We start from the raw sequence: 22,094 nt of genomic DNA on the forward strand, positions 1-22,094 counted from the left end.
AAGAGTAATGTTCCAACTACTGCAGATGCCATCAAGACTTACCTTGATAGAGATAGTATTAGCGGCAAGACTTGCAAGAACGGCAACGTAACTAAGGATGTTTGGGCTGAGAACGGGATGCCAGGCACTAATGGCAAGTTTGATGCAGATCACATGAGTGGCACGGCTGAATTTACTTTTGATAACGGCACTAAGTTTGATGTTCCGATAACTTTCAAGACTGGTAGTCATGGTTCAACTTCAGATAGTAAGGAAAATGACGACACTAATCTTATGTAACTCATAACATTAAATATAATGTTACTGGTGTAACCGACAAGGATGGCAAAGCTGTTGAAACACCTAAGACAGCAACTCAAACAGTTCATTATGTTCGTGACGGTTACCACAACGTTGATGTTACTGGTAATGATACAAGTGATGTAACTTGTAACGACTGGAAGCTTGCTGACGGCAAGAATGCCGAGTTCCCAGAATTTGACCAAATTGCTTCATTCACTGGCTACACCCCATCAATTGCTAAGGTTGAAAATGTCGATGTTGTAGTTTCTAAGGATGGTATGCCAGAGAATGGTACTGATGTTACTGTAACTTACACTAAGAATGGCAATATTCCAGTTGATGCTGACGATACTAACCCAGCATAGAAGACTATTACTCGTACAGTAACCTTTACTGGTGTCCCAGATGGTCAAAGAGATGCTTATAAGGGTCAAACTCAAGAAGTCAAGTTTACCCGTGAAGATGGTGACCATCACATTGGTTACAAAGATCTAGTAACTGGTAAGGTAACTTACAATAAGTGGACTGCAGAAGGCTCTGATAAATGGACTGCAGTAGATACGCCTGCTATTACTGAAAAAGATGGTTCAGTTTACACACCAACGATGACAGCTGATGGCAAGACAGTAACTTCAATTGATGAAGTTACTGTTGATCCAGACACAACCAAGGACAGCACTGTAACTGTTGCTTACAAGGAAACTACTATTCCAGTTCCATATAAACAGGGCAAAGATGGCGTAACTGATGGTATGGATGAATACATCAAACGTACGATCACAGTTAACTATCCAGATTCTGTAACTGGTAAGGTTCAGCCTGAACCACAAGTTGTTCACTTCACTCGTAAGGATGACAAGGGTAATGCAGGTTACACTACTGTTGATGCTAACGGTAAAAAGACGACTACGAAGAATGACTGGCATGCAGTTGGCTCAGATACTTGGGCTGAATTTGATGCTCGTGTAGTACCAGGCTACACTGCAAACCCAACTAAGGTTGATGCTAAGCAAAGTTTCATCCAATGATAAGGATGCTAGCGTTGAAATTAACTACACTGCAAATGATCAAACAGCTAAAATTTACTTTGTAAACAATGCAGATCATACTGATATCGTAAAGACTCAGACTGTTGATGGTAAGACCGGTGAAACTGTTAAGTTAAGTCAAGATGGTGCTGAAGGTATAACTAAGTTAGTCGTACCAGAGGGATGGACAATTGTTCCAGGAACTCAAACTCCAGAAGCAATTTCATTTGGTTCAACTCCTATTCAAGATCAAACTGTTTACATTGAACACAAGAAGGACACCGAGAGTGGTCTTGATGATAAGAATAAAGACAACACTAATCTTCGTCGTCAGGTAACTCGGACTGTAGTCATTTCAGTACCAGGACAAAAAGACCAAGAAATTCCACAAACTGTAGATCTTTACAGAACTAAGACTGTTGATAAAGCTTTGAAGGCTGAAGGTAAATCTGAAGATGAATACACTACTTACAGTGAATGGAAGTCCAATATTGTAGGCAACAAGATGAAGTTAATGTTTCTAAGAACAACAGGGGTGAAGAACTTGCAGTAGGATATACTCCAACCGCTAACGTGGCCCTTGAAGATAAGAATGGCGCTAAGTTTGTTCCGGCTCAATCAGCTTTGCAGGATGGCGAACCTGTAACAAACTACACTGTTATTGTTGATTATCATAAGAATGGTGATACGCCAGTTCCTTATAAGCCAGGCAAAGATGGCGTTGACGACGGGATGAACAAGTGTGTCACTCGGATCATCACTGTTAAGGAGCCAGGCAAGAACTATTCACTTCACTAATGAAGATGCAAATGGTAACGGTGGCTACATTGATCCAACTAATGGTAAGACCACTTACAACACTGTATGGCACATTGCTGGTGAGTTGAACGAAACTACTGGTACTTGGGATGAATTTGATGCATCAACAGTATCTGGTTACACTCCAGGTCAAGCCAAGGTTGAAGCTAATAACGATGTCACGGTTGACACACCAGCTGTTAGTGTAACTATTACTTACACTAAGAATGCTGCACCAACTCCAGAGACTAAAAACTTTACTTAACGCATTGTTTATAAGGATACTAAGGGCAATGAAATTGCAACTGAAACTCCTGTAAAAATCACTGGCACATTTACTTCTGATAAACCAGCAACTCCTTCTGCTGAAACTATTAAGAGTGGCATGCCAAAGGGCTGGAAGATTGTCGGTGCTTACCCAGCTGACATTGTGGTAACTATTGCACATGCAACTCATGTAGTTAAACCAGGTGATCATGGTGTTGATCCAACTAAGGATGCTTACAAGGATATGTTCAGTCATGTAACTGGAACAATTGACATCTCAAACCCAGATGGTACAGAGATGATTCAAATGTCCAACGCGCTGACTTTAGTCGCTCAGCTGTCATTGATGATGTAACTGGCAAGGTCGCAACAGACTTTACTGGTGATATTGATGGCGTTCACTTCATTACGGCTACAGTGATTTGGACAAGTCTGAAGCTGTTTTAAGCAAGTTCTCAACTCCGGATAGACTTATCACGCTTATGTTAGTAATCAACAAGTTGCTGAAATTGAAGAATTAGTTGTCAAACCAGGCGATACTTCTTCAACTGTAAAGGTAATTTACTCAGTTGAAACTCCAAAGGACAATGATGTATACGAACCTCACTATCCAGAAGTCGTAACTACTTCTGGTAAGACTACAACTACCGAAGTTAAGTACGAAGGTGACAAGCCAACTGGCAAAGTAATTTATACTAAGACTCCAGATAAATTGCTAGAAGGTACTACGGTAACTTGGAAGCAAGGCGAAGAACCTGATCCTAAGACACCAGGTACAACCGACAGTCACGTAATTGTTACTATTCCAGGCCAAGATCCAGTAGAAATTTCTACTAAGGTAACAATTACTGCTAAGACTTCAACTGATACGAGTGATGATGATAAACCTCCAGTAATTCCACCAGCTCCAGAAGGTCACAAGCCAGAAGAGACTAAACCACCTAAGAAGGAACCTGAAGTTAAGAAGCCACAAAAGAAACACATTAAGAAGGATGATACTAAGAAAGCAATTATCAAGAAGACGGTGAAGAATGTAACCAAGAAGGCAGCTAAGACCGAAAATCCATGGGCAACCAATAGCGGTGTTCACGGTGAAGGTCTTGATGCTCGCGAGAAGAAGGGTTACAACTCTAACGCAGGCGTTTACGGTGAAAGCATGAATAATGGATTCACTACTAATACAGGCGCTAAGGGTGCCGACGTTAACGGAACTAATGCAGTTGCTGCAGGCGATAAAGAAAATGCCAAGACTTTGCCACAAACTGGCGAAAAGGACGATAAGACTGGCTTGCTCGGCTTGTCTGCAATGGCATTAGGTGCAGCTGTCGCATTGTTCGGTGAAGTCGTTGACCGTAAGCGGAAAAGGCAATATCTAATTCAAACACATAAAATTGATTAAAGACAGGCAATATAAAAGTTGCCTGTTTTTTGTTTTGTTCGCTTTTCTTCAGAAAACTCGTTTGGTATAATTTTGATATTCAGAACGTACGTACAAAAAAACTTACCTAGAAAGGATCATGGAATGACTAAACTAACAGAGGAAATGTTTCAAATTTTTGATCAACCAGGGTTTTCTTTTAAAAAGATTATATAAGAGTGCGCAGTGGCAAGACAGACCTGCAGAATATAATGAATTACTTACCATTTTGCCTGAGTGGAGCAAACGGCTTTACTTGACTGACTGACGTATTTGGAATGGTGAGATGGCGTCGGAATTTGATGATCATCTTGAGTTGCGCGATTACTTGAATGATCGGCAAAAACAGGCTGAATTCAAAGCTGGTTTAGGGGATGCAACATTTTTAGTTGGTAAATTTATTTTTCGCAAGCAAGCGCCAGACATTAGTATGGAAGATTTTATTAAGCAAACAATTAATGAATTAATACCGCTCTATGAAAAACTAGTATAATTGTTCCCGTTACTATTAGTAAGTTATACAATAAAAGTGGTGAGAATAATGTACGATTATCGAAACAATATCAAAATAATTTTAAATAAGACTGAGGCTGATGATCGCAGCCTTGAAAATAGCTTGAATGCCATTAAGGCGATAATTAATATGGCTGAAGGCGGAACTGCTGAAAAGCCGAATGCTAAAGCGATAACTCAACCTAAGAAAAAGATTGCCAATACCCAGTCGATTGCGCAAAGAAACGCAGACTTGAAGCAATTTAAACAATTGTTAACCGGCTTAGCGCAATTAATTGAAACTCCAGGGGATGAATCTGCTAAGAAAACCTCACTGGAAGCACTGCATAAATTGACTTTTGTACCAGGAGTTGGTAAGCACTACGGCAATGTTCTAGGTAAGTTGGGTCAGGCTATTCAAAAATCGAAAACGACTAAAGAGGCTGTAAACAAGAAAATCTTTGAAGAGGCAATGAAACCAAAAGAGCAGCCTAAACGTGATTATCGTAAAGGCCGACGCTATACTGTTATTCGAGCCTTATCAGGTTGCAATTTAATTGATGATAATGGTCAGATTGTTTATCGCATTAAGGAATCACAAATTCACTCGCTAAACTTAAAGAGCGGCGATATTGTCGAAGCTGTTGAAAGCCAGACTAATCCTAGTTATGAAGCAGAAATTCTACGTGTGGTAGGCTATCGTAAATTGCGCACGCGAGATTATGATCCGATTGAGGAATTTCGCTATGCTGTGGTTCGCGGCAAGACAGGTCAATTAGCTATTACTAGAAACATCAAAGGCGAAAAGCTGCGAATTCGTGGCAAAGATATTAAAATTCCGGTTGATTCCAGCTATTATCAAGGCGAAAATATTCATCTTGAAGATGGATCAATCGTTGATTTGGCCTGGTATACAGGGGATGTACGTATTAAAAAGAACCCAGCTGATGCTGTGCAGATTCGTTGGATTTATCAGGTGGATCCGCCTAAGCAAGCTGATTTATCTTACAAAAAGAAGGATAAGACGAAAAAAGCAACACCAGAGCAATTAACCCAGCTAGACATGAACTTACACTACCAGCGGGTAGGAATTGCCATTGGTGATAATCAAAATGAAGGGATTTTAGAGGGCATCGTTTCTCGTTATAATGGAATTCCAATTCCGATCAATGCTTTTGAAGGTAAGAAAAAGGTGATGGAGCGGCAGATTAAAGATTTAGACATTGTCATCTTAATGACCGCTTATGCTGCCCATGATGCTACCTGGAATATTCAAGAGTTTGCTTCAAAATATGGCGTCAAATTTGCAGTTTCTTCATCTAAAGGCTACCGATCATTTGAACGTGCCCTTTACCGAGCAGAAAATGGTTTGCCAGCATATGAAGGTACGCAAACAATAGATTATAAGGAAGTTAAAAATAAATAATTTATTAATATTGCCGCATTTGATTGTGGAAGGGCATGATTTTTAGTTAAAATAATAATACTAACTAAAAGAAAGGACGCTTAATAATGAAAAACATTAAACAACGTTCCTGGATGAGATGGCTAGTATTCTTAGCAGGACTTGAAATTATTGCACTGTCAATTAACCTTTTTTATGGGCCAATTAATATTGCAGCCGGTGGCTCAACTGGTATTTCAATTTTAATTGACGCCGTTTGGGGAATTAATCGATCGATTACTGTCTTCGTCGTTAACGGCTTAATGCTGATTTTGGCAGCGATTTTTTTAGGCAAAAAGACGACTAAGAATGTTGCCTTAGGGAGTTTGCTTCTGCCAGTTTTGATGGAGATTACCCCAAGTTTTAAGGCAGTTAATAATGGTTTGTTAGCTGTAATTTATGGTGGAGCTTTGATGGGGTTAGGAGTATCGCTACTTTACCGGGTTAATGCTTCAAGTGGTGGAACGACAATTCCACCAATGATTTTAAAAAAGTATTTTTATTTAAACCCAGCAACTACGCTTTTGTGCATTGATATGGTCATCATCTTCTTAAACATTTTTGTTGATGGCTGGAATGCCTTTTTCTTAGCTGCTTTTTCACAGGTAGTGACTGCAATTACAATGCGATATGCAGAAACCGGGTTTGATAAAAAGTATCAAGTTAGAATTATGAGTAATTCTGCCTTGAATCAAATTCAGGATATGCTTAAAGAAGATTATCAAGGTCTAACTATTTATGATGTGGTAGGCGGCTATAGTGATGAAAGCAAGCGGCAATTACTAATCGTAGTTGATCCGCGGGAATATGGCCCCTTAATTTCTAAAATTCATGAAATTGATCAAGATGCATTTATCATTACAGAAAATGTGGCTAAAGTGCACGGCGGTCAATGGGGAATGTGAAAAAATAATTGATCTTAAACAAAAAGCGTTGTATGATATAGGAGTTGTATTTGTGGAAACCTCCACATCTGCAACCGCACGGCTCGGGGTCAGAAGTCTTCTTATGTGAGAAGCACCTCAGTTCGGCGAGTCTAAGTATTTTTTCGGAGGTGTACAAATGTACGCAATTATTAAGACCGGTGGTAAGCAATACAAAGTTGCAGAAGGCGACAGCGTATTTGTAGAAAAGCTTGATGCTGAAGAAGGTAGCTCAGTAACTTTTGACGAAGTTATCCTTGTTGCTAATGGTGACGACGTTAAGGTTGGTACTCCATTAGTAGATGGTGCTAAGGTAACTGCTAAAGTTGAAAAGCAAGGCAAGGAAAAGAAGGTTGTAACTTTCAAGTACAAGCCTAAGAAGCACTCACACAGCAAGTATGGTCACCGTCAACCTTACACTAAGGTTACAGTTGAAAAGATTGAAGCTTAATTCAGAGGTGAAATGAATATGAACATTTTAGGTATGAAATTATACGCTCACCACAAGGGTGGTGGTTCTACTGCCAACGGTCGTAACTCAGCTGGTCGTCGTTTAGGCGCTAAGGCTGGTGACGGTCAAACTATCCACGCAGGTACTATTATTTACCGTCAACGTGGTACTAAGATTCACCCAGGCAAGAACGTAGGTCAAGGTGGAGACGACACTTTATTTGCACTCGTTAACGGCGTTGTTAAGTTTGAACGTCTTGGCAAGTACAAGAAGCAAGTTTCTGTATACCCAGCTGAAGAAGCTAAGTAATTCAGAGATTAACCTAAAAAGGCGAGTAGCATAGGCCACCCGTCTTTTTTTATGGCTTTTTCCCTCCAGAAGTAGGTATAATTAAAGCAATATACTATAAAAGAAGGTTTCTGAGATGGAAAATAAGCAAGAACTACTATCTTTAATTAATCAGCGAATTGCACACGTAACCGATTTGATTAAAGAAGAAAATGCAGATGCCTTGATTATCTTTAATCAGGCTAATTATCGCTATCTAACCAATTTTACCGGTGAAGAAGCACAGCTAATTTTAACAGCGAGTGGTGAACGAGTATTGTTGTCAGATTCTCGTTTTGCCGGTCAAATTAAGGCTCAGGCACCAGGTGAAATGGATGTCGTAATGAAGCATTCAAGTGATTATGAAGAGCTTACTAAGGCTTTGAAAAAGATGAATGTCAAAAAGGTCTTAGTTGAAGGCGAGTTTGTCTCAGCTAGTGAGTATGAAAAGCTAAAGCAATTAAATCCAGAACTTGAATTTGTGATGGTTGAAGAATTGGTTGAGCGAGTACGTAATATTAAAGATGACCTTGAAATTGCCGCATTGCGCAAAGCAATCGATATCTCAATGGAGAGTTTTAAAGGCATTTTGCCAATGATTAAACCCGGGGTTAAAGAACGTGCAATTGGTGCCAAATTAGACTATTTGTTTAAAGTTAATGGCGGTGATGGTCCTGACTTTGACACAATTGTAGCTTCTGGCGTACGTTCTGCTTGGGCTCATGGTGTTGCTAGTGACAAGGAACTAGCTGAAGGCGACATGATTGTCATTGACTTTGGTAGCTTTTATCATGGCTATGCGGCCGATATTACTAGAACCGTTGCCTTAGGTGAAGTTGATGCTGAAATGCATAAGATTTATGATATTGTGCATGAAGCACAGCGCCGCGGCATTGCGGCTGCAGTTGCGGGCAATACTGGCCATGATGTTGACAAAGCCGCGCGTGATTATATCACCGAACAAGGCTATGGACAATATTTTGGTCACGGAATTGGTCATGGGATTGGCTTAGAAATTCATGAATTATGTCAACCTGCCTTGCCATTTAGAACAACTAAGTTGGTAAATAACATGGTTCACACAGTTGAACCAGGAATTTATTTGCCAGATAAAGGCGGAGTTAGAATTGAAGATGATATCTTAGTTCATGACCAAACACCAGAAACTTTGTCAACTTTGCCTAAAGATGAGCTAATTTCACTTTAATAGCTATTTAATTTGTCGTATTTATGGCAAAAAGGCTTCAAGATTGGTAAGATAATAATTGTAGAAATGAGGGACTTAATATGACAATGATTTCAGTAAACGAATTCAAGAATGGCTTAACTATTCAATACAACAACGACTTATGGCGCATCATTGAATTCCAACACGTAAAACCAGGTAAGGGTAGTGCCTTTGTACGTTCAAAGCTTAAGAGTTTAAGAACTGGGGCTGTACAAGAAAATACTTTCCGTTCAACTGCTAAGGTTGAAACTGCAGACATTCAAACTAAGTCAATGCAATACTTGTACAACGATGGTTCAAGTTACGTATTTATGGACACTTCTACTTATGACCAATTGGCTATTCCAAATGAACAAATTGGCGATGAAGCTAATTACTTATTGGAAAACATGGTTGTTAACGTAATTATGCACGAAGGTGAAACTTTAGGTATTCAATTGCCTAACACTGTTGATTTGAAGGTTGCTAAGACTGAACCTAATATCAAGGGTGATACGTCATCAGGTGGTGGTAAGCCAGCTACTATGGAAACTGGTTTGGTAGTTAACGTACCATTCTTCATTAATGAAGGTGACGTTTTGACTATCAACACTGCTGATGGTACTTACGTATCACGTGCAAACAAGTAGTTTATTTGAGGTAAACAAAATGGCAGATAGTTCAAAGATTCTCTTAAGTGGTGAAGGAAACAGCGAACAAATTAAAATTGATCCAAGTGTTCTAGAAGTTATTTTGGGTATTGCTGCAGAAAAAGTTGATGGCGTTGCTGGGATGCGTGGTAGCTTAAAGTCAGGTCTTAACTGGGTTTTAGGCCGCGAAGATCACGGCAAGGGTGTAAATATTGGCGTTGATGAAGATGGTAAATTAGTTGCTGATATCTATGTTTACCTTGAAAGCGGCGTTAATGTTCCTAAGGTTGCAATGACCTTGCAAAAGAAGCTTAAAGCACAATTACTGCAAATGACAGACCTTGAATTAAAGGCAATTAACGTTCATGTTGTAGGTTTAGTTTTCCCAGAAGATGAAGACGAAACTGAACAGGCTACTTCAGAGCTGTTTCCGGAGGACGAAGAAGAGAAATAATGAACCAACACGAAAGTCGAAAAGTTGCTATGCAAGCAGTCTATTTGGCTAATCAAGAGCCAGATTTAACTGCTGAAGAAGTTGAAGCAAAAGTCGTCGCAACACTTAATTTAAAACAGCTTTCTACCTACTCTAAGAAACTGATCGAAGGCGTGCTTGAAGACCGTGAAGATTTGCAGTCTGAACTAACTAGCCATTTAAAAAAAGGCTGGCGTCTTGAACGTGTAAGTCAAACTGTAGTAGCTATCATGGAAGTTGCTTTGTTTGAAATTAAACATAGTGATGAAATTGATGCTAAAGCGGCAGTTAACGAAGCTTTAAATTTATGTGACGAATTTGCTGAGCCTAAAGAAAAGCCATTTATTAATGGTATGTTAGCAAACTTTGTTTAATAGCGATGAATAGCCGGCATTTTGCCGGTTATTTTTTTACTAAAGGAGACGATTTAATGGGAAAAATTCTTGATGGTAAAGCATTTGCAAATGAGTTAGGACAAAATCTTAAAGAAAAGGTTAATAATTTAAAAAAAGAAGGAATAACACCACATTTTTGCGTAATAAATATTGGAGACAATCCTGCTAGCAAGATCTATGTCCGGACAAAAAAACGGCGTGCAGACAAGATGGGGATTATTCAAGATATTTATCAATTGTCGGCTGATACAAAACAAGAAGAAGCATTGACTTTAATTGATAAATTGAATGCTGATCCTGAAATTAATGGCGTAATGGTACAATTGCCAGCGCCAAAGCAAATTGATGCAGATGAGTTACTGGAGAGAATTGATCCTAATAAAGACGTTGATGGTTTAACGCCGATTAATGTTGGTCATCTTTGGATGGGAGACCATTTCGTTGAACCCGCTACAGCCGAAGGAATTATTGCTCTTTTGAAGCATTATGAAATTCCGTTAGCTGGTAAAAAGGCAGTAGTGATAGGCCGCAGCAATATTGTTGGAAAACCCATGGCAGCTTTGCTACTGGAAGAAAACGCAACAGTTACTATTTGTCATCTCTATACTGAAAATTTGGCTGAGATCACTAAGCAAGCTGATATCATTGTCTCTGCTACTGGACAGGCATTTCTAGTCACTGCTGATATGGTAAAAGATGGAGCAGTTGTAGTTGATGTGGGGATGAATCACGTTGATGGCAAATTGGTCGGCGACGTAGATTTTGATAGTGTGAAAGAAAAAGCTAGCTATATTACCCCAGTCCCTGGCGGTGTCGGTCCACTTACAGTACAATTCTTAATGGAAGCAGTAGTTAAATTGACTAGGAGACAACATGACCGAGAATAAATATTTAACGGTTACTGATTTAAATTACTATATTACGCAAAAATTTAAGAATGACCCGTATTTGCACAAAGTCTTTTTACAGGGTGAATTATCCAATTTTCGCTATCGGCGTAATTCGCATCAGTATTTTTCATTAAAAGATGAAAAATCAAAAATTAATGTGGTAATGTTTCGTTCTTTCTTTGATAAGGTGAAATTTAAGCCCGAAGAAGGGATGAAAGTCTACGTTGTTGGCTATGTTAGTGTTTATGGCCCACAAGGTTCATATCAATTTTATGCAGAACAGATGGAACCAGCTGGTCTGGGAGCTTTATATGAACAACTAAAGCAATTGCAAGCAAAATTATCCAAGGAAGGATTATTTGATCCTGCTCATAAAAAGCCTTTGCCTCATTTTCCCGATCGAATTGCGGTAGTTACTAGTGCTTCGGGTGCGGTTATTCACGATATTATGGTGACTGCTAATCGGCGCTTTCCTCATGCTGAAATTGATTTGTATCCTGCACAAGTACAAGGAGATACCGCAGCTGATTCTTTGGTAAAAGCAATGCAGCAAATTGCCGTTCAGGGCGATAAATATGATGTAATGATCATTGGTCGTGGTGGTGGTTCGCTAGAGGATTTGTGGCCATTTAATGAGGAGAAAGTTGTACGACAAGTTTATGCAATGCCCATGCCAGTAATTTCTTCAGTTGGGCACGAAACTGATACTACCTTGTGTGACTTGGTTGCTGATGCGCGGGCGGCAACGCCAACTGCAGCGGCTGAATATGCTACGCCGAATACGCTAGATGAAATTGCTCATCTCAAGCAGTTAACTAGTCAGTTGGTAGCTGGTATGCAGAATATCATTCGTTCAAAACGTGATCGTTTAAGTCGTGTGCAGAATTCGGTAATTATGCGCGAGCCTACTAGATTATATGATCAACAAATTCAACAAGTTGATCAATTGCAGCAGCGACTGCAAAATAGTATGCAGAATCAGCTTACTCATGTTGATCAAGGCTATCAATTGTTAAAACAACGTTTATTCAGTGCTAGCCCGGATAAAAGAGTTAACCAAATGAAGCAGCAGGAGCAGTTCTTGCAAAAGCGTTTAGTTGATAATATGCAACACTATTTGAAGAACAAGCATAATGAATTTGCTCAGGTGATGCAGCAGTTAGATGACTATAGTCCTTTGAAGACCTTAGAGCGTGGTTTTGTTTACTCAACTGATGAACAAGGACAGACAATTAGTTCTGTTAAGCAAGTACATCAAGATGATCATTTGTTATTGCATTTTAAAGATGGACAAGTTGATGCAGTGGTTACGAAGATAAAGGAAAAATAAAATGGCAGTAAAGAAGAATAATTTTGAAGAGCAATTAACTAATTTGGAACAAATTGTACAAAATCTTGAAAATGGTAACGTACCTTTAGAAGATGCCTTGAAGGAATTTCAAGAAGGCGTAAAAATTAGCCGTGATTTAGAAAAGAAATTAAATAGTGCTGAAGAAACTGTGGCTAAGTTAATTGATAGTGATGGCACAGAACATAAATTAGATCCTAATAACGCATCTGCACCAGAGGAATAACAATGACAGCATTTACTTATTTTAAAGAGCAATGGACACCAGTGATTGATGAGTATTTAGCTAAGCATTTAGCTGGTGAAGTTGAAGACGAAAAAATTAGTCAGATTATGGCTTATTCAGTGATGGCTGGTGGCAAGCGACTGCGTCCCTTATTATTTTTGGCTACCCTCAATGCCTTAGGTAAAAAGATTGAAGAGCCAGAAATTCGAATTGCTTGCGGAATTGAATTAATTCATACCTATTCTTTAATTCATGACGATTTGCCAGCAATGGATAATGATGATTATCGGCGCGGCAAGCTGACTAGTCACAAAAAATGGGGCGAGGCAGAAGCAATTTTAGCTGGCGATGCACTATTGCCAATGGGAATTCAATGGATTGCTGAAGGAAGTAAATCTGCTCGTTTAGTAGAATTAATTACTAAAGCAGTTGGTCCCAATGGCATGGTTGGCGGACAATATTTAGATATTGATTCAACTAACAATGCTAGTGTTGTTGGTGACGCTAAGTTCATTAATAAGATGGAATGGTTAAAGACTGGGTGTTTAATTCAGGCTAGTGTTGAAATGGCAGCAGTTTATGCTGATGCTAGCGAGATTGAACAAGTAAAATTGGTTGATTTTGCTAAAATCTTCGGTCGTTCATACCAGATTTATGATGATTTAGTTGATGTAGTCGAGACTAGTGAGGAAGCTGGTAAAGCAACTCATAAGGATCAAGAAGAAGGGAAAAACAATACTTTAACTTTATTGGGAATTGACCAAAGTCGCAAAGAATTAACCGACTTAATTAAGCAAGCTCAAGATGACTTGCACGGTCTTAATGGTGAAGTATTAGCTGGCTTTTTAGATCTTTATCAAAAGGTGTTATAGATGGCAAAACAAAGAGCAGATATTTTATTAGCTGAGCAAGGTATGTTTCACTCTCGTTCCGCTGCACAAAGAGCAATTATGGCAGGTTTGGTTTCTGATCATAATCATCAGCGGATCGATAAAAGTGGGACTAAGTTTCCTGAAGGTGAAAAATTTTATGTCAAAGATGATGGCAAGAAGTATGTTTCTCGTGGCGGTTTTAAGTTAGAAAAAGCATTAAAAGTCTTTGGTATTGATTTAAAAGATAAAATTTGTTTAGATATTGGTGCTTCAACTGGCGGTTTTACTGATGTTGCTTTACAAAATGGTGCTAAGATGGTTTATGCCTTAGATGTTGGCTATAACCAATTAGCTTGGCAATTGCGCGATGATCCGCGAGTAGTCGTGATGGAAAAGCAAAATTTCCGTTACTCTAAGCCAGAAGATTTTGATCAAGGTTTGCCTGATTTTGCTATGACTGACGTATCTTTTATTTCATTGGATTTAATTATGCCGCCAATGTATGACATTTTAAAAGATCAGTGCGATGCTGTTTGCTTGATCAAGCCACAGTTTGAGGCTGGTCCTGAAAATGTAGGCAAACATGGCATTGTTCATGATCATGAAGTGCATCGGGCAGTAATTGAGCATACGATGCAACAGGCACTAGCGCTTGGTTTTAATGTCCTAGGAGTTGATTATTCGCCAATCAAAGGTGGTAAAGGCAACATCGAATTTTTGATTCATTTACGAAAAGATCAAGCAAATGGCGGTCAAAACTTGTGGCAGGGCAATCCAGCTGAAGTGGTTGATCGTGCCGTAAACGGCTTATAGAGGTGAAACTATGCTAGTTGAGCTGGATATCAAAAACTTTGCAATTATTAAAAGCTTAAAAGTTCGTTTTCAGGAAAAAATGACTGTGATCATCGGTGAAACTGGTGCGGGTAAGTCAATTATTATTGATGCTGTTTCATTATTAATGGGTGGTCGCGGTCAAAAAGAAATGATTCGTTCGGGTGAACCCAAGGCAATCATTACTGGTTTATTTGAGTTAGATGAGCAAAAAGAAAAGATTGCAGAATTATGTGATCAATATGGTTTGCCTCATGATGATGATCAATTAGTAATTAGCCGCGAATTGGCAATTAAAGGTAGAAATGTTGTGCGAATTAATGGTCAATTAACTACAATTAATGTTTTGCGGGAGATTGGCAATTACCTAGTTGATATTCATGGTCAGCATGACCAACAAATTTTGATGGATCAAGATCGGCAGATTGATTTAGTTGATAATTATGCCCCTGCTTCTTTTAAGAGTAAGTTAGCTGCTTACCAAAATGATTTTGCTCAATGGCAAAAGCTGACTAGTCAATTACGGCATTTACGCCAAGATGCCCAAGAATTAGCTCAAAAGCAAGATATTTTGCAGTTTCAAAATAATGAGCTAGAAGCAGCTGATCTGGAGGATCCGCAAGAAGATGAAAAGCTTGAAGAAGAATACAACGAACTTAACAATTATCAAAAGATCGCAGATACTGCTAACTATTTCATGCAATTGTATGATGACGATGAGCACGGAATTGCGACTTTATTGGGGGATGCACAAAATGCGGCAACTGACTTGACTGAATTTGGTTCTAAGTTTAAAGACTTTGCTAAAACTGTTGATGATGGTGTTTATGCATTGAATGATGCCCGAAGCGAATTGTCTAATTTAATGGATGCAATGGACTTTGATGAAGAACGCTTCCAATATGTGACTAACCGTTTGGATACTTTGAATTCGTTGAAGAAAAAATATGGTCCAACCTTAGCTGATGTTTTTGCCTTCTATGAAAAAGTGCAAAAAGAACTCAGTCAATTTGAAACTGGCGGATTAGATGAAGAAAAGCTGCAAGCAGAAGTTGCTAAAATTGAAGAGAAACTGACCCAAGAAGCTCGCAAGCTGCATTTAACCCGAGAAAAAGTGGCTCATTCACTAGAAGAACAAATTAAGCAAGAGCTGGCTGATCTTTATATGGAAAAGGCTCGTTTTTCAATTAATTTTGATGAAACCAAGACTTTTACCGATAAAGGAACCGATGCGATTGTATTTTTAATTGCTCCTAATCCCGGTGAAGATTTGATGCCATTAGTAAGGATTGTTTCTGGTGGTGAGCAATCAAGATTAATTTTAGCTTTAAAGGCAATCTTTAGCCGAGTTGAACCAGTTGGCACTATGATTTTTGACGAAATTGATACCGGTGTTTCTGGTCGGGTATCAGCATCTATTGGTAAAAAAATGCATTCAATCGGCCGCAATAAGCAGGTCATTGCGATTACGCACTCACCTCAAGTGGCTGCAGCCGGAGATCAGCGTTATTTAGTGGCTAAGCAGGTTAAAGATGGCTCAACTTTCACGCAGATTGGGCCGCTTAGCAAGGAAGAGACCATTACGGCAATTGCTCAAATGATGGCTGGACAAGATGTAACAGATGCAGCAAAGAAAAATGCTGCTGATTTGATTAAGAGTATTAAAGATGACTAGTATTAGTAAATTTTGGCGTGATTTTTGCACGAAACATCAGGTTAATCCTGCAGCATTAGAAGGTGCATTTGCATTTGGTGCGAACAGTCATGATGCTAATGTACTTAGTGATTTAGTCAATCGCGGTATTAAAACAGCAACAACCAGCATTTATTCAACGCAAGAGGATGTACCAGTTGTAGGGATGTATGCGATTGTTTTAAATGGACAAAATGAACCGGTTTGTGTTGTCCAAAATGAAACTGTTGAAATCATGCCTTTTAAAAATGTTTCAGCAAAACATGCCTATCTAGAAGGTGAAGGCGATCGTTCATATGAATCTTGGCGTCAAGTGCACCAAATTTTTTTTGCTCGAGAATGTCAAGAACTAGGACGTGAATTTACAGATGAGACTGAAGTTGTCTGTGAAACTTTTAAGAAAATAGATTAGAAAGGCAGGCAAATTTTTGTCTGTTTTTTTACATGTAAAGAGAAAACTTGAAAAACAAGCAATTTTAGTGCAAACTAGATATATTACTAGTTAAGAGGAGTTCAGCATGGCAGATAAAGGTTTATTACTTGTGCTTTCTGGTCCTTCCGGCGTTGGTAAAGGAACTGTTAAAAGTGCGATTGTTGAGAACAAAGTTTTTCCTTTTGAATATTCAGTCTCAATGACTACGCGTAAGCCTCGACCAGGTGAAGTTGATGGTCAAGATTATTTCTTTGTAAGTGAAGAACGTTTTCAAGAAGCTATTAAAAATGGTGAGTTATTAGAATATAATAATTATGTTGGTCACTATTATGGTACGCCTCTTGCTCCAGTAAAAGAAATGCTTCATGAAGGCAAGGATGTTTTATTGGAAATTGATGTGAATGGTGCACAAAAAGTTCGTGAGAAGATGCCAGATGGTGTATTTATCTTTTTAACGCCACCAGATTTACATACATTACATTTGCGTCTAGAACACCGGGGCACGGAGTCTGAAGATGTAATTCGTGGTCGGATTAAACAGGCGCGTAATGAAATTTTAGAGATGGAAGACTATGATTATGCAGTAGTTAATGATACAGTAGCTAATGCAGTTGATCATATTAAAGCAATCGTTGATGCAGAACATGTCAGTGTTAAACGTGTAATTGATGACTATCGTAAGATGGTCAAGGAGGATTAATTATGAGAATTACTTACCCATCAATTGATAAATTATTGTCACGTGTTGATTCACGTTATTCATTATCTGTTCTTGCTGCTAAGAGAGCACATGAACTTGAAGCTGGTGATCCACCAACTTTGGAACATTTTAAGTGTGATAAGGCTGTTGGTAAGGCGCTTGAAGAAATTGCTGCTGGTAAAGTTACTGTTGACCCAGCTCATGCCGAGGTTAACCTCGAAGATTAATTTATTGACCTTCATCCTTTGGGGTGAAGGTCTTTTTTACAGGTGATTAAATGATTGCTCAGGTTATTGTTGATGTAGCGGCGCGGCAAACTAATCGTATTTTTGAATATCATATTCCAGCTGAATTAGAAAAAGATATTGCCATTGGCTCAAGAGTGATTGTGCCTTTTGGTCCGCGCAAAGTGCAAGGCTTTGTAGTAGGGATAACTGATCAAAGTGAATTTAAGGGCGAGCTTAAGGATCTTTTAGTTGTAGTCGATGAAATGCCCCCATTAACACCAGAATTAGTAAAATTGTCGGCTGATTTAGCCAAAAATATCTTTTCTTATCGGATTAAAATTTTGCAGGCTATGTTGCCTTGGGTAATGCGTGCAAATTATCGCAAGTTATTGGTACCAGCCAATGATGCGGCTGCTCAGATGCAGGTATTTCAAGGTGATCCCATTGATTTAAATAAAATTACCGATTTAGCCGAGATTAAACAGTTTCGTAAATTGTTGCGAAATGATGATGCCAAAATCGAATATGTAGTCGAAAATCGGGCTAAAAAGAAGAAGGAAAATCAATACGAACTTGCTTTAAAACCGACAGAATATCCTAAAATTTACAATACTTTGAGACAAAACGCGGTTAAACAAAAGAAATTGTTAATGGATATCACCGAAAATTCAGCAAATTATCCTAAAAGTCAAAGTGAGTTAGAAAAGCAACTTGGATTAACAGCAGCTGTTCTAAGTTCGGCTGTTGAAAAAGGCTGGTTGAAAAAGAAAGCTGTCGAAATTTACCGTGATCCGTTGTCTGGCTTTGATGATGGTCAAAAGGATGCCCCGGTTACTTTAAATGACGAGCAGCAAAGTGTTTTGGACCAGATTACGAATGCAATTGATGAACGAAAAGCAGAGACTTTTTTGTTAGAAGGAATTACCGGTAGTGGTAAGACTGAAGTATATTTGCATGCTATTAGTAAAGCTTTAAAACAAGGGCGAAATGCGTTAATGCTGGTTCCAGAAATTTCCTTAACACCACAGATGGTGCGTCAGGTTAAAGCGCGTTTTGGTCAAGAAGTAGCGGTTTTGCATAGTGCTTTGTCTGAAGGAGAAAAATATGATGAGTGGCGTCGAATTCGTCGTGGTGAAACTAAGGTGGTTGTTGGTGCTCGGAGTGCAGTTTTTGCTCCATTGGATAACATTGGGCTAATCGTAATTGATGAGGAGCATGAATCTTCTTATAAGCAAGAAACAGATCCACGTTATAATGCGCGAGATGTCGCTATTTGGCGGAGTAAATACCACCACTGCCCTTTAGTTTTAGGAAGTGCGACACCATCTTTAGCTAGTCGAGCACGAGCACAAAAAGATGTTTATCATCTTTTACGATTAACTAAACGTGCTAATCAGAAAAAATTGCCTCAAGTAAATTTAATTGATTTAAAGCATGTTCAATTTGCAGGAGGACAATTTGATTTATCAATTGAATTAGTCGATGCGATTAAAAAAAGGTTGGCCAAAAAAGAACAGGTCATTTTAATGCTTAATCGCCGCGGTTTTGCTAACTTTATGCTATGCCGCGAATGTGGATTTGTTTTAAAATGTCCTAATTGCGATGTCTCATTGAATTTGCATAAGGACACTAATAGTATGCAGTGTCACTATTGTGGTCATACTGAGCCGATTCCTACACGCTGTCCTAATTGTCAGAGCGCACAGATTCGTTTTTTAGGCACTGGTACGCAAAAGGTTCAAGAGGAATTAGAAGAACTCTTACCAGGTGCCCGGATTTTGCGGATGGATGTTGATACCACTAGAAGAAAAGGTAGTTACAAGAAAATTTTGGATGCCTTTGGTGCACATGAAGCTGATATTTTGCTGGGTACGCAGATGATTGCTAAAGGGCTAGATTTTCCGAATGTTACCTTAGTTGGGGTAATTAATGCTGATACAGGGTTATGGCTATCTGATTATAATGCTTCGGAAAAAACTTTTGAGTTATTAACTCAAGTAGCTGGTCGAGCCGGCCGTGCTGATAAGGAAGGCGAGGTTTTAATTCAGACTTATAACCCTGAGCACTACGCAATTCAATTATCCCAAACGCAAGATTATGAACGTTTTTATGGTTATGAGATGAATATGCGCCATGCTGGGAATTATCCACCATACTTTTATACAGTTTTGATTTCTATTGCAGCAAAAAAAGAACAAAATGCAGCCCGTGAAGCTTTTCGAATTAAAAGATATCTAACAGAGCATTTGCATGAACCAACGATTATCTTAGGACCAACGCCAAGTGCAATTTCTCGCGTAAAAAATCAATATTATTACCAAATACTGGTAAAATATAAAAAAGAACCAAATTTGAATAAATTATTACACCATGTTCAGGACTCCGCGCAGGAAGTTAAGAAATATGGTTTAAGTATTTTTATTGATAACGAACCAGAAAGAATTATGTAAGGAGATGCTTTAATGACATCAGTAATATTTATGGGAACACCAGAATTTTCAGTTCCAGTACTTGAAGGTTTAATTGACGAAGGTTATGAAATTAAGGCTGTAGTTACTCAACCTGATAAAAAAGTAGGTCGTAAGCAAAAAATTACTAAATCACCTGCTAAGATTGCTGCAGAAAAGCATAATTTGCCAGTCTTTCAACCAGTTAAGTTGTCTGGCTCAGAAGAAATGCAAAAATTAATTGATCTGCAAGCTGATTTAATTGTTACAGCAGCTTATGGTCAATTTTTGCCAACTAAGTTTTTGAATTCAGTTAAGATTGCTGCAGTTAACGTACACGGCTCACTTTTGCCAAAATATCGTGGTGGTGCGCCAATTCAATATTCATTAATTAATGGTGATCAAGAAACTGGCATTACAATCATGGAAATGGTGAAGAAGATGGATGCGGGTGATATCTATGCACAAGAAGCAATTAAGATTGAGCCAGATGATAATGCTGGTACATTATTCAAGAAGTTGTCGGTTTTAGGCCGAAACTTATTGCTTAAGACTTTGCCATCCATTATTGATGGTTCAGTAAAAAAGGTGCCACAAGATCCAGACAAGGTTGTCTTTTCACCTAATATTACCAAAGAACAAGAGCGACTTACCGTTGATATGACAGCTGAAGAAGCAAATGATATGATTCGTGCTTTGAATCCAGATCCAGGTGCTTATTTGATGATTGAAGGCAAACGGTTCAAGATTTGGCGAGCAGAAGTCGCAACTGACTCATCAAGTTTGGAAGCAGGCTCGGTAGTTGCTAACAAAGGTCGCTTTGCGCTTAGTTTTGCTGATAACTCAGTGCTTAATTTGCTTGAAGTTCAACCAAGCGGCAAGAAGAGAATGGATGTTAAGAGCTTCTTGAATGGTCAAGGCAGCAAGTTTGTCCCAGGTGAAGAAATTGTCGATTAAGAAAAGTGCACGTGCGATTAGCTTAGAGACACTAATTAAGGTCTTAGAGCAGGGCTCATATTCTAATATTAGTTTGAATAATAATTTGAAGCATTCTGATTTATCAATTGCCGACCAAAATTTAGCAACTAAAATTGTCTATGGGACAATTCAATATCGTTTGTTTTTGGAATATCAGTTAAAAGGATTAGTTAAAACCAAGCTAACAGAAAAATATGTGCAGCCGTTGTTATTAATGTCTCTTTATCAACTTATCTTTTTGGACAAAGTTCCTAATCGAGCAGTTCTTGATGAAGCTAATAAACTGGCTAAGCAATTTGGTAAACCTCATTCAGCTGGCTTTCGTTTAGTAAATGGAATTTTGCGTTCTTTTACTAGACGCGGAGTAATTTTGCCAAATGAAAGCAATCAGGTTGAGTATTTAAGCATTAAAGAGAGCGTGCCAGAATGGTTAGTTAAATACTTAATCGACAATTGGGGCTTGGACAAAGCTAAGTCAGTTTTGGCTAGCATCAATCAACCTGCTAAAAATAGTGTACGAATTTCAAGCCTGGCAAATTCAGAGCAAGTTTTTAGCCAATTAAAACAAGAAAATTATCAGCCAGAGTGGTCTAAGTTATCAAGTCATGATGTGATTTTAAGTCATGGTGGGATTAGTGAGAGCGATTTATTTGAAAATGGTAAATTAACGATTCAAGATGAAGCCGCTAGCTTAGTAGTAGAAGCTTTTGATTTTAAGCCAAAAGAACATGTATTAGATGCTTGTTCTGCTCCTGGAGGCAAGACGGTCCAAATTGCTGAAAATCTCGTTGATGGCGATGTGACTGCGTTAGACATTCATGAAAAGAAATTGCGTTTAGTGCGGGAAAATGCTCAAAGGATGCATGTTGCTGATAAAGTTAAAACAAAAGCTTGTGATGCACGTAAGGCACCAGAAATTTTTACTCCTGGTGAATTTACTAAAATTTTAGTAGATGCGCCTTGTTCTGGGCTCGGATTATTGCGCCGAAAGCCTGAAATTCGCTATACTAAGAGACAACAGGACTTACAAAATTTACAAAAAATCCAATTGGCAATCTTAACTGCAGTAAGTTCACTCCTGAAAAAAGATGGCAAGTTAGTTTATTCAACTTGTTCAATTTCAGTAGAAGAAAATGAGGAAGTAGTTAAGAAATTTTTGCAGACAAATCCTGCCTTTGAGCTAGCTCCATTTAAGCTAACTAAACTTGAATCAGAGACAGGGATGTTGAAAATAATGCCTGATCTAGACGGTAATGATGGATTTTTTATTGCTAAATTTAAGTTACGAGGTTAGAT

The 22,094-nt window shown here is 38.6% G+C and carries 28 protein-coding genes, 1 pseudogene and 1 other annotated feature; all 29 genes and pseudogenes read left to right on the forward strand.

Going from position 1 to position 22,094, the window contains the following annotated elements; translation table 11 throughout:
* Positions 1 to 117: 117 nt before the first annotated feature.
* The 29 genes and pseudogenes from Q0Y84_RS00720 (at position 118) to rsmB (ending at position 22,092) form a co-directional block, all read left to right on the forward strand.
* Positions 118 to 279 carry a hypothetical protein gene (locus Q0Y84_RS00720; protein ID WP_297949760.1) on the forward strand — a complete coding sequence of 54 codons (162 nt, stop codon included), beginning with the start codon at positions 118 to 120 and terminating at the stop codon, positions 277 to 279.
* Between the two features lie 374 nt (positions 280 to 653).
* A pseudogene (locus Q0Y84_RS12295) lies at positions 654 to 845 on the forward strand (hypothetical protein); the annotation flags it as partial.
* A 42-nt stretch (positions 846 to 887) separates the two neighbouring features.
* Complete coding sequence (locus Q0Y84_RS00725; RefSeq protein WP_297949762.1) at positions 888 to 1,310, forward strand: hypothetical protein; 423 nt, start codon at positions 888 to 890, stop codon at positions 1,308 to 1,310.
* Entirely contained in the window at positions 1,285 to 1,863 is a 579-nt protein-coding gene (locus tag Q0Y84_RS00730) for a hypothetical protein (RefSeq protein ID WP_297949764.1), read from the forward strand. The genes Q0Y84_RS00725 and Q0Y84_RS00730 overlap by 26 nt, the downstream gene beginning before the upstream one ends.
* Positions 1,864 to 1,883: 20 nt before the next feature.
* Positions 1,884 to 2,108 carry a hypothetical protein gene (locus tag Q0Y84_RS00735; RefSeq protein ID WP_297949766.1) on the forward strand — a complete coding sequence of 75 codons (225 nt, stop codon included), beginning with the start codon at positions 1,884 to 1,886 and terminating at the stop codon, positions 2,106 to 2,108.
* Positions 2,053 to 2,373 carry a hypothetical protein gene (locus Q0Y84_RS00740; RefSeq protein WP_297949768.1) on the forward strand — a complete coding sequence of 107 codons (321 nt, stop codon included), beginning with the start codon at positions 2,053 to 2,055 and terminating at the stop codon, positions 2,371 to 2,373. The genes Q0Y84_RS00735 and Q0Y84_RS00740 overlap by 56 nt, the downstream gene beginning before the upstream one ends.
* A gap of 120 nt (positions 2,374 to 2,493) precedes the next feature.
* The gene (locus Q0Y84_RS00745; RefSeq protein ID WP_297949770.1) at positions 2,494 to 2,730 is read left to right on the forward strand and encodes a hypothetical protein; all 237 of its coding nucleotides are present in this window, start codon (positions 2,494 to 2,496) and stop codon (positions 2,728 to 2,730) included.
* A 357-nt stretch (positions 2,731 to 3,087) separates the two neighbouring features.
* A complete protein-coding gene (locus tag Q0Y84_RS00750; RefSeq protein ID WP_297949772.1) occupies positions 3,088 to 3,774 on the forward strand; it encodes an LPXTG cell wall anchor domain-containing protein in 687 nt (228 codons plus the stop codon).
* Positions 3,775 to 4,078: 304 nt separating this feature from the next.
* Positions 4,079 to 4,285 carry an HI_0552 family protein gene (locus Q0Y84_RS00755; RefSeq protein WP_297949774.1) on the forward strand — a complete coding sequence of 69 codons (207 nt, stop codon included), beginning with the start codon at positions 4,079 to 4,081 and terminating at the stop codon, positions 4,283 to 4,285.
* Positions 4,286 to 4,333: 48 nt separating this feature from the next.
* On the forward strand, positions 4,334 to 5,710 hold the full coding sequence (locus tag Q0Y84_RS00760; protein ID WP_297949776.1) for a DUF2325 domain-containing protein: 1,377 nt from the start codon (positions 4,334 to 4,336) through the stop codon (positions 5,708 to 5,710).
* A gap of 86 nt (positions 5,711 to 5,796) precedes the next feature.
* Entirely contained in the window at positions 5,797 to 6,633 is an 837-nt protein-coding gene (locus Q0Y84_RS00765; RefSeq protein ID WP_297949777.1) for a YitT family protein, read from the forward strand.
* Positions 6,634 to 6,695: 62 nt separating this feature from the next.
* Positions 6,696 to 6,776, forward strand: a sequence feature (ribosomal protein L21 leader region).
* Between the two features lie 14 nt (positions 6,777 to 6,790).
* Positions 6,791 to 7,102: a 50S ribosomal protein L21 gene (gene rplU / locus Q0Y84_RS00770; protein ID WP_003627604.1), complete on the forward strand. Its 312-nt coding sequence runs from the start codon at positions 6,791 to 6,793 to the stop codon at positions 7,100 to 7,102.
* Positions 7,103 to 7,120: 18 nt separating this feature from the next.
* Positions 7,121 to 7,411, forward strand: coding sequence for a 50S ribosomal protein L27 (gene rpmA / locus Q0Y84_RS00775; protein ID WP_005721978.1), 291 nt, complete (start codon positions 7,121 to 7,123; stop codon positions 7,409 to 7,411).
* A gap of 115 nt (positions 7,412 to 7,526) precedes the next feature.
* Positions 7,527 to 8,636 (forward strand): Xaa-Pro peptidase family protein, encoded by a 1,110-nt coding sequence (locus Q0Y84_RS00780; RefSeq protein WP_297949799.1) that lies wholly within the window; start codon positions 7,527 to 7,529, stop codon positions 8,634 to 8,636.
* 80 nt (positions 8,637 to 8,716) lie between these two features.
* Positions 8,717 to 9,286: an elongation factor P gene (gene efp, locus Q0Y84_RS00785; RefSeq protein ID WP_297949801.1), complete on the forward strand. Its 570-nt coding sequence runs from the start codon at positions 8,717 to 8,719 to the stop codon at positions 9,284 to 9,286.
* A 19-nt stretch (positions 9,287 to 9,305) separates the two neighbouring features.
* A complete protein-coding gene (locus Q0Y84_RS00790) occupies positions 9,306 to 9,740 on the forward strand; it encodes an Asp23/Gls24 family envelope stress response protein (RefSeq protein WP_297949803.1) in 435 nt (144 codons plus the stop codon).
* Complete coding sequence (gene nusB, locus Q0Y84_RS00795) at positions 9,740 to 10,132, forward strand: transcription antitermination factor NusB (protein ID WP_297949805.1); 393 nt, start codon at positions 9,740 to 9,742, stop codon at positions 10,130 to 10,132. The genes Q0Y84_RS00790 and nusB overlap by 1 nt, the downstream gene beginning before the upstream one ends.
* A 56-nt stretch (positions 10,133 to 10,188) precedes the next feature.
* The gene (locus Q0Y84_RS00800; protein ID WP_297949807.1) at positions 10,189 to 11,040 is read left to right on the forward strand and encodes a bifunctional methylenetetrahydrofolate dehydrogenase/methenyltetrahydrofolate cyclohydrolase; all 852 of its coding nucleotides are present in this window, start codon (positions 10,189 to 10,191) and stop codon (positions 11,038 to 11,040) included.
* On the forward strand, positions 11,027 to 12,373 hold the full coding sequence (xseA, locus tag Q0Y84_RS00805) for an exodeoxyribonuclease VII large subunit (protein ID WP_297949808.1): 1,347 nt from the start codon (positions 11,027 to 11,029) through the stop codon (positions 12,371 to 12,373). The genes Q0Y84_RS00800 and xseA overlap by 14 nt, the downstream gene beginning before the upstream one ends.
* Position 12,374: 1 nt before the next feature.
* Positions 12,375 to 12,617, forward strand: a complete 243-nt coding sequence (locus Q0Y84_RS00810; RefSeq protein ID WP_005723152.1) for an exodeoxyribonuclease VII small subunit — start codon at positions 12,375 to 12,377, stop codon at positions 12,615 to 12,617.
* Between the two features lie 2 nt (positions 12,618 to 12,619).
* Entirely contained in the window at positions 12,620 to 13,489 is an 870-nt protein-coding gene (locus tag Q0Y84_RS00815) for a polyprenyl synthetase family protein (RefSeq protein ID WP_297949812.1), read from the forward strand.
* Entirely contained in the window at positions 13,490 to 14,302 is an 813-nt protein-coding gene (locus tag Q0Y84_RS00820; protein ID WP_297949814.1) for a TlyA family RNA methyltransferase, read from the forward strand. It abuts the gene before it with no gap.
* A gap of 10 nt (positions 14,303 to 14,312) precedes the next feature.
* Entirely contained in the window at positions 14,313 to 15,995 is a 1,683-nt protein-coding gene (recN, locus tag Q0Y84_RS00825) for a DNA repair protein RecN (protein WP_297949816.1), read from the forward strand.
* Positions 15,988 to 16,425, forward strand: a complete 438-nt coding sequence (locus Q0Y84_RS00830) for an ASCH domain-containing protein (RefSeq protein ID WP_297949818.1) — start codon at positions 15,988 to 15,990, stop codon at positions 16,423 to 16,425. The genes recN and Q0Y84_RS00830 overlap by 8 nt, the downstream gene beginning before the upstream one ends.
* 106 nt (positions 16,426 to 16,531) lie before the next feature.
* On the forward strand, positions 16,532 to 17,146 hold the full coding sequence (gene gmk, locus Q0Y84_RS00835; RefSeq protein ID WP_297949820.1) for a guanylate kinase: 615 nt from the start codon (positions 16,532 to 16,534) through the stop codon (positions 17,144 to 17,146).
* Between the two features lie 2 nt (positions 17,147 to 17,148).
* Positions 17,149 to 17,373 (forward strand): DNA-directed RNA polymerase subunit omega, encoded by a 225-nt coding sequence (rpoZ, locus tag Q0Y84_RS00840; RefSeq protein ID WP_003547927.1) that lies wholly within the window; start codon positions 17,149 to 17,151, stop codon positions 17,371 to 17,373.
* Between the two features lie 50 nt (positions 17,374 to 17,423).
* Entirely contained in the window at positions 17,424 to 19,823 is a 2,400-nt protein-coding gene (gene priA / locus Q0Y84_RS00845; protein ID WP_297949837.1) for a primosomal protein N', read from the forward strand.
* A gap of 12 nt (positions 19,824 to 19,835) precedes the next feature.
* Entirely contained in the window at positions 19,836 to 20,777 is a 942-nt protein-coding gene (gene fmt, locus Q0Y84_RS00850) for a methionyl-tRNA formyltransferase (protein ID WP_297949839.1), read from the forward strand.
* Positions 20,731 to 22,092 carry a 16S rRNA (cytosine(967)-C(5))-methyltransferase RsmB gene (rsmB, locus tag Q0Y84_RS00855; RefSeq protein ID WP_297949841.1) on the forward strand — a complete coding sequence of 454 codons (1,362 nt, stop codon included), beginning with the start codon at positions 20,731 to 20,733 and terminating at the stop codon, positions 22,090 to 22,092. The genes fmt and rsmB overlap by 47 nt, the downstream gene beginning before the upstream one ends.
* Positions 22,093 to 22,094: the final 2 nt, after the last annotated feature.

Source organism: uncultured Lactobacillus sp. (genome assembly GCF_947367125.1).
GTDB lineage: Bacteria > Bacillota > Bacilli > Lactobacillales > Lactobacillaceae > Lactobacillus.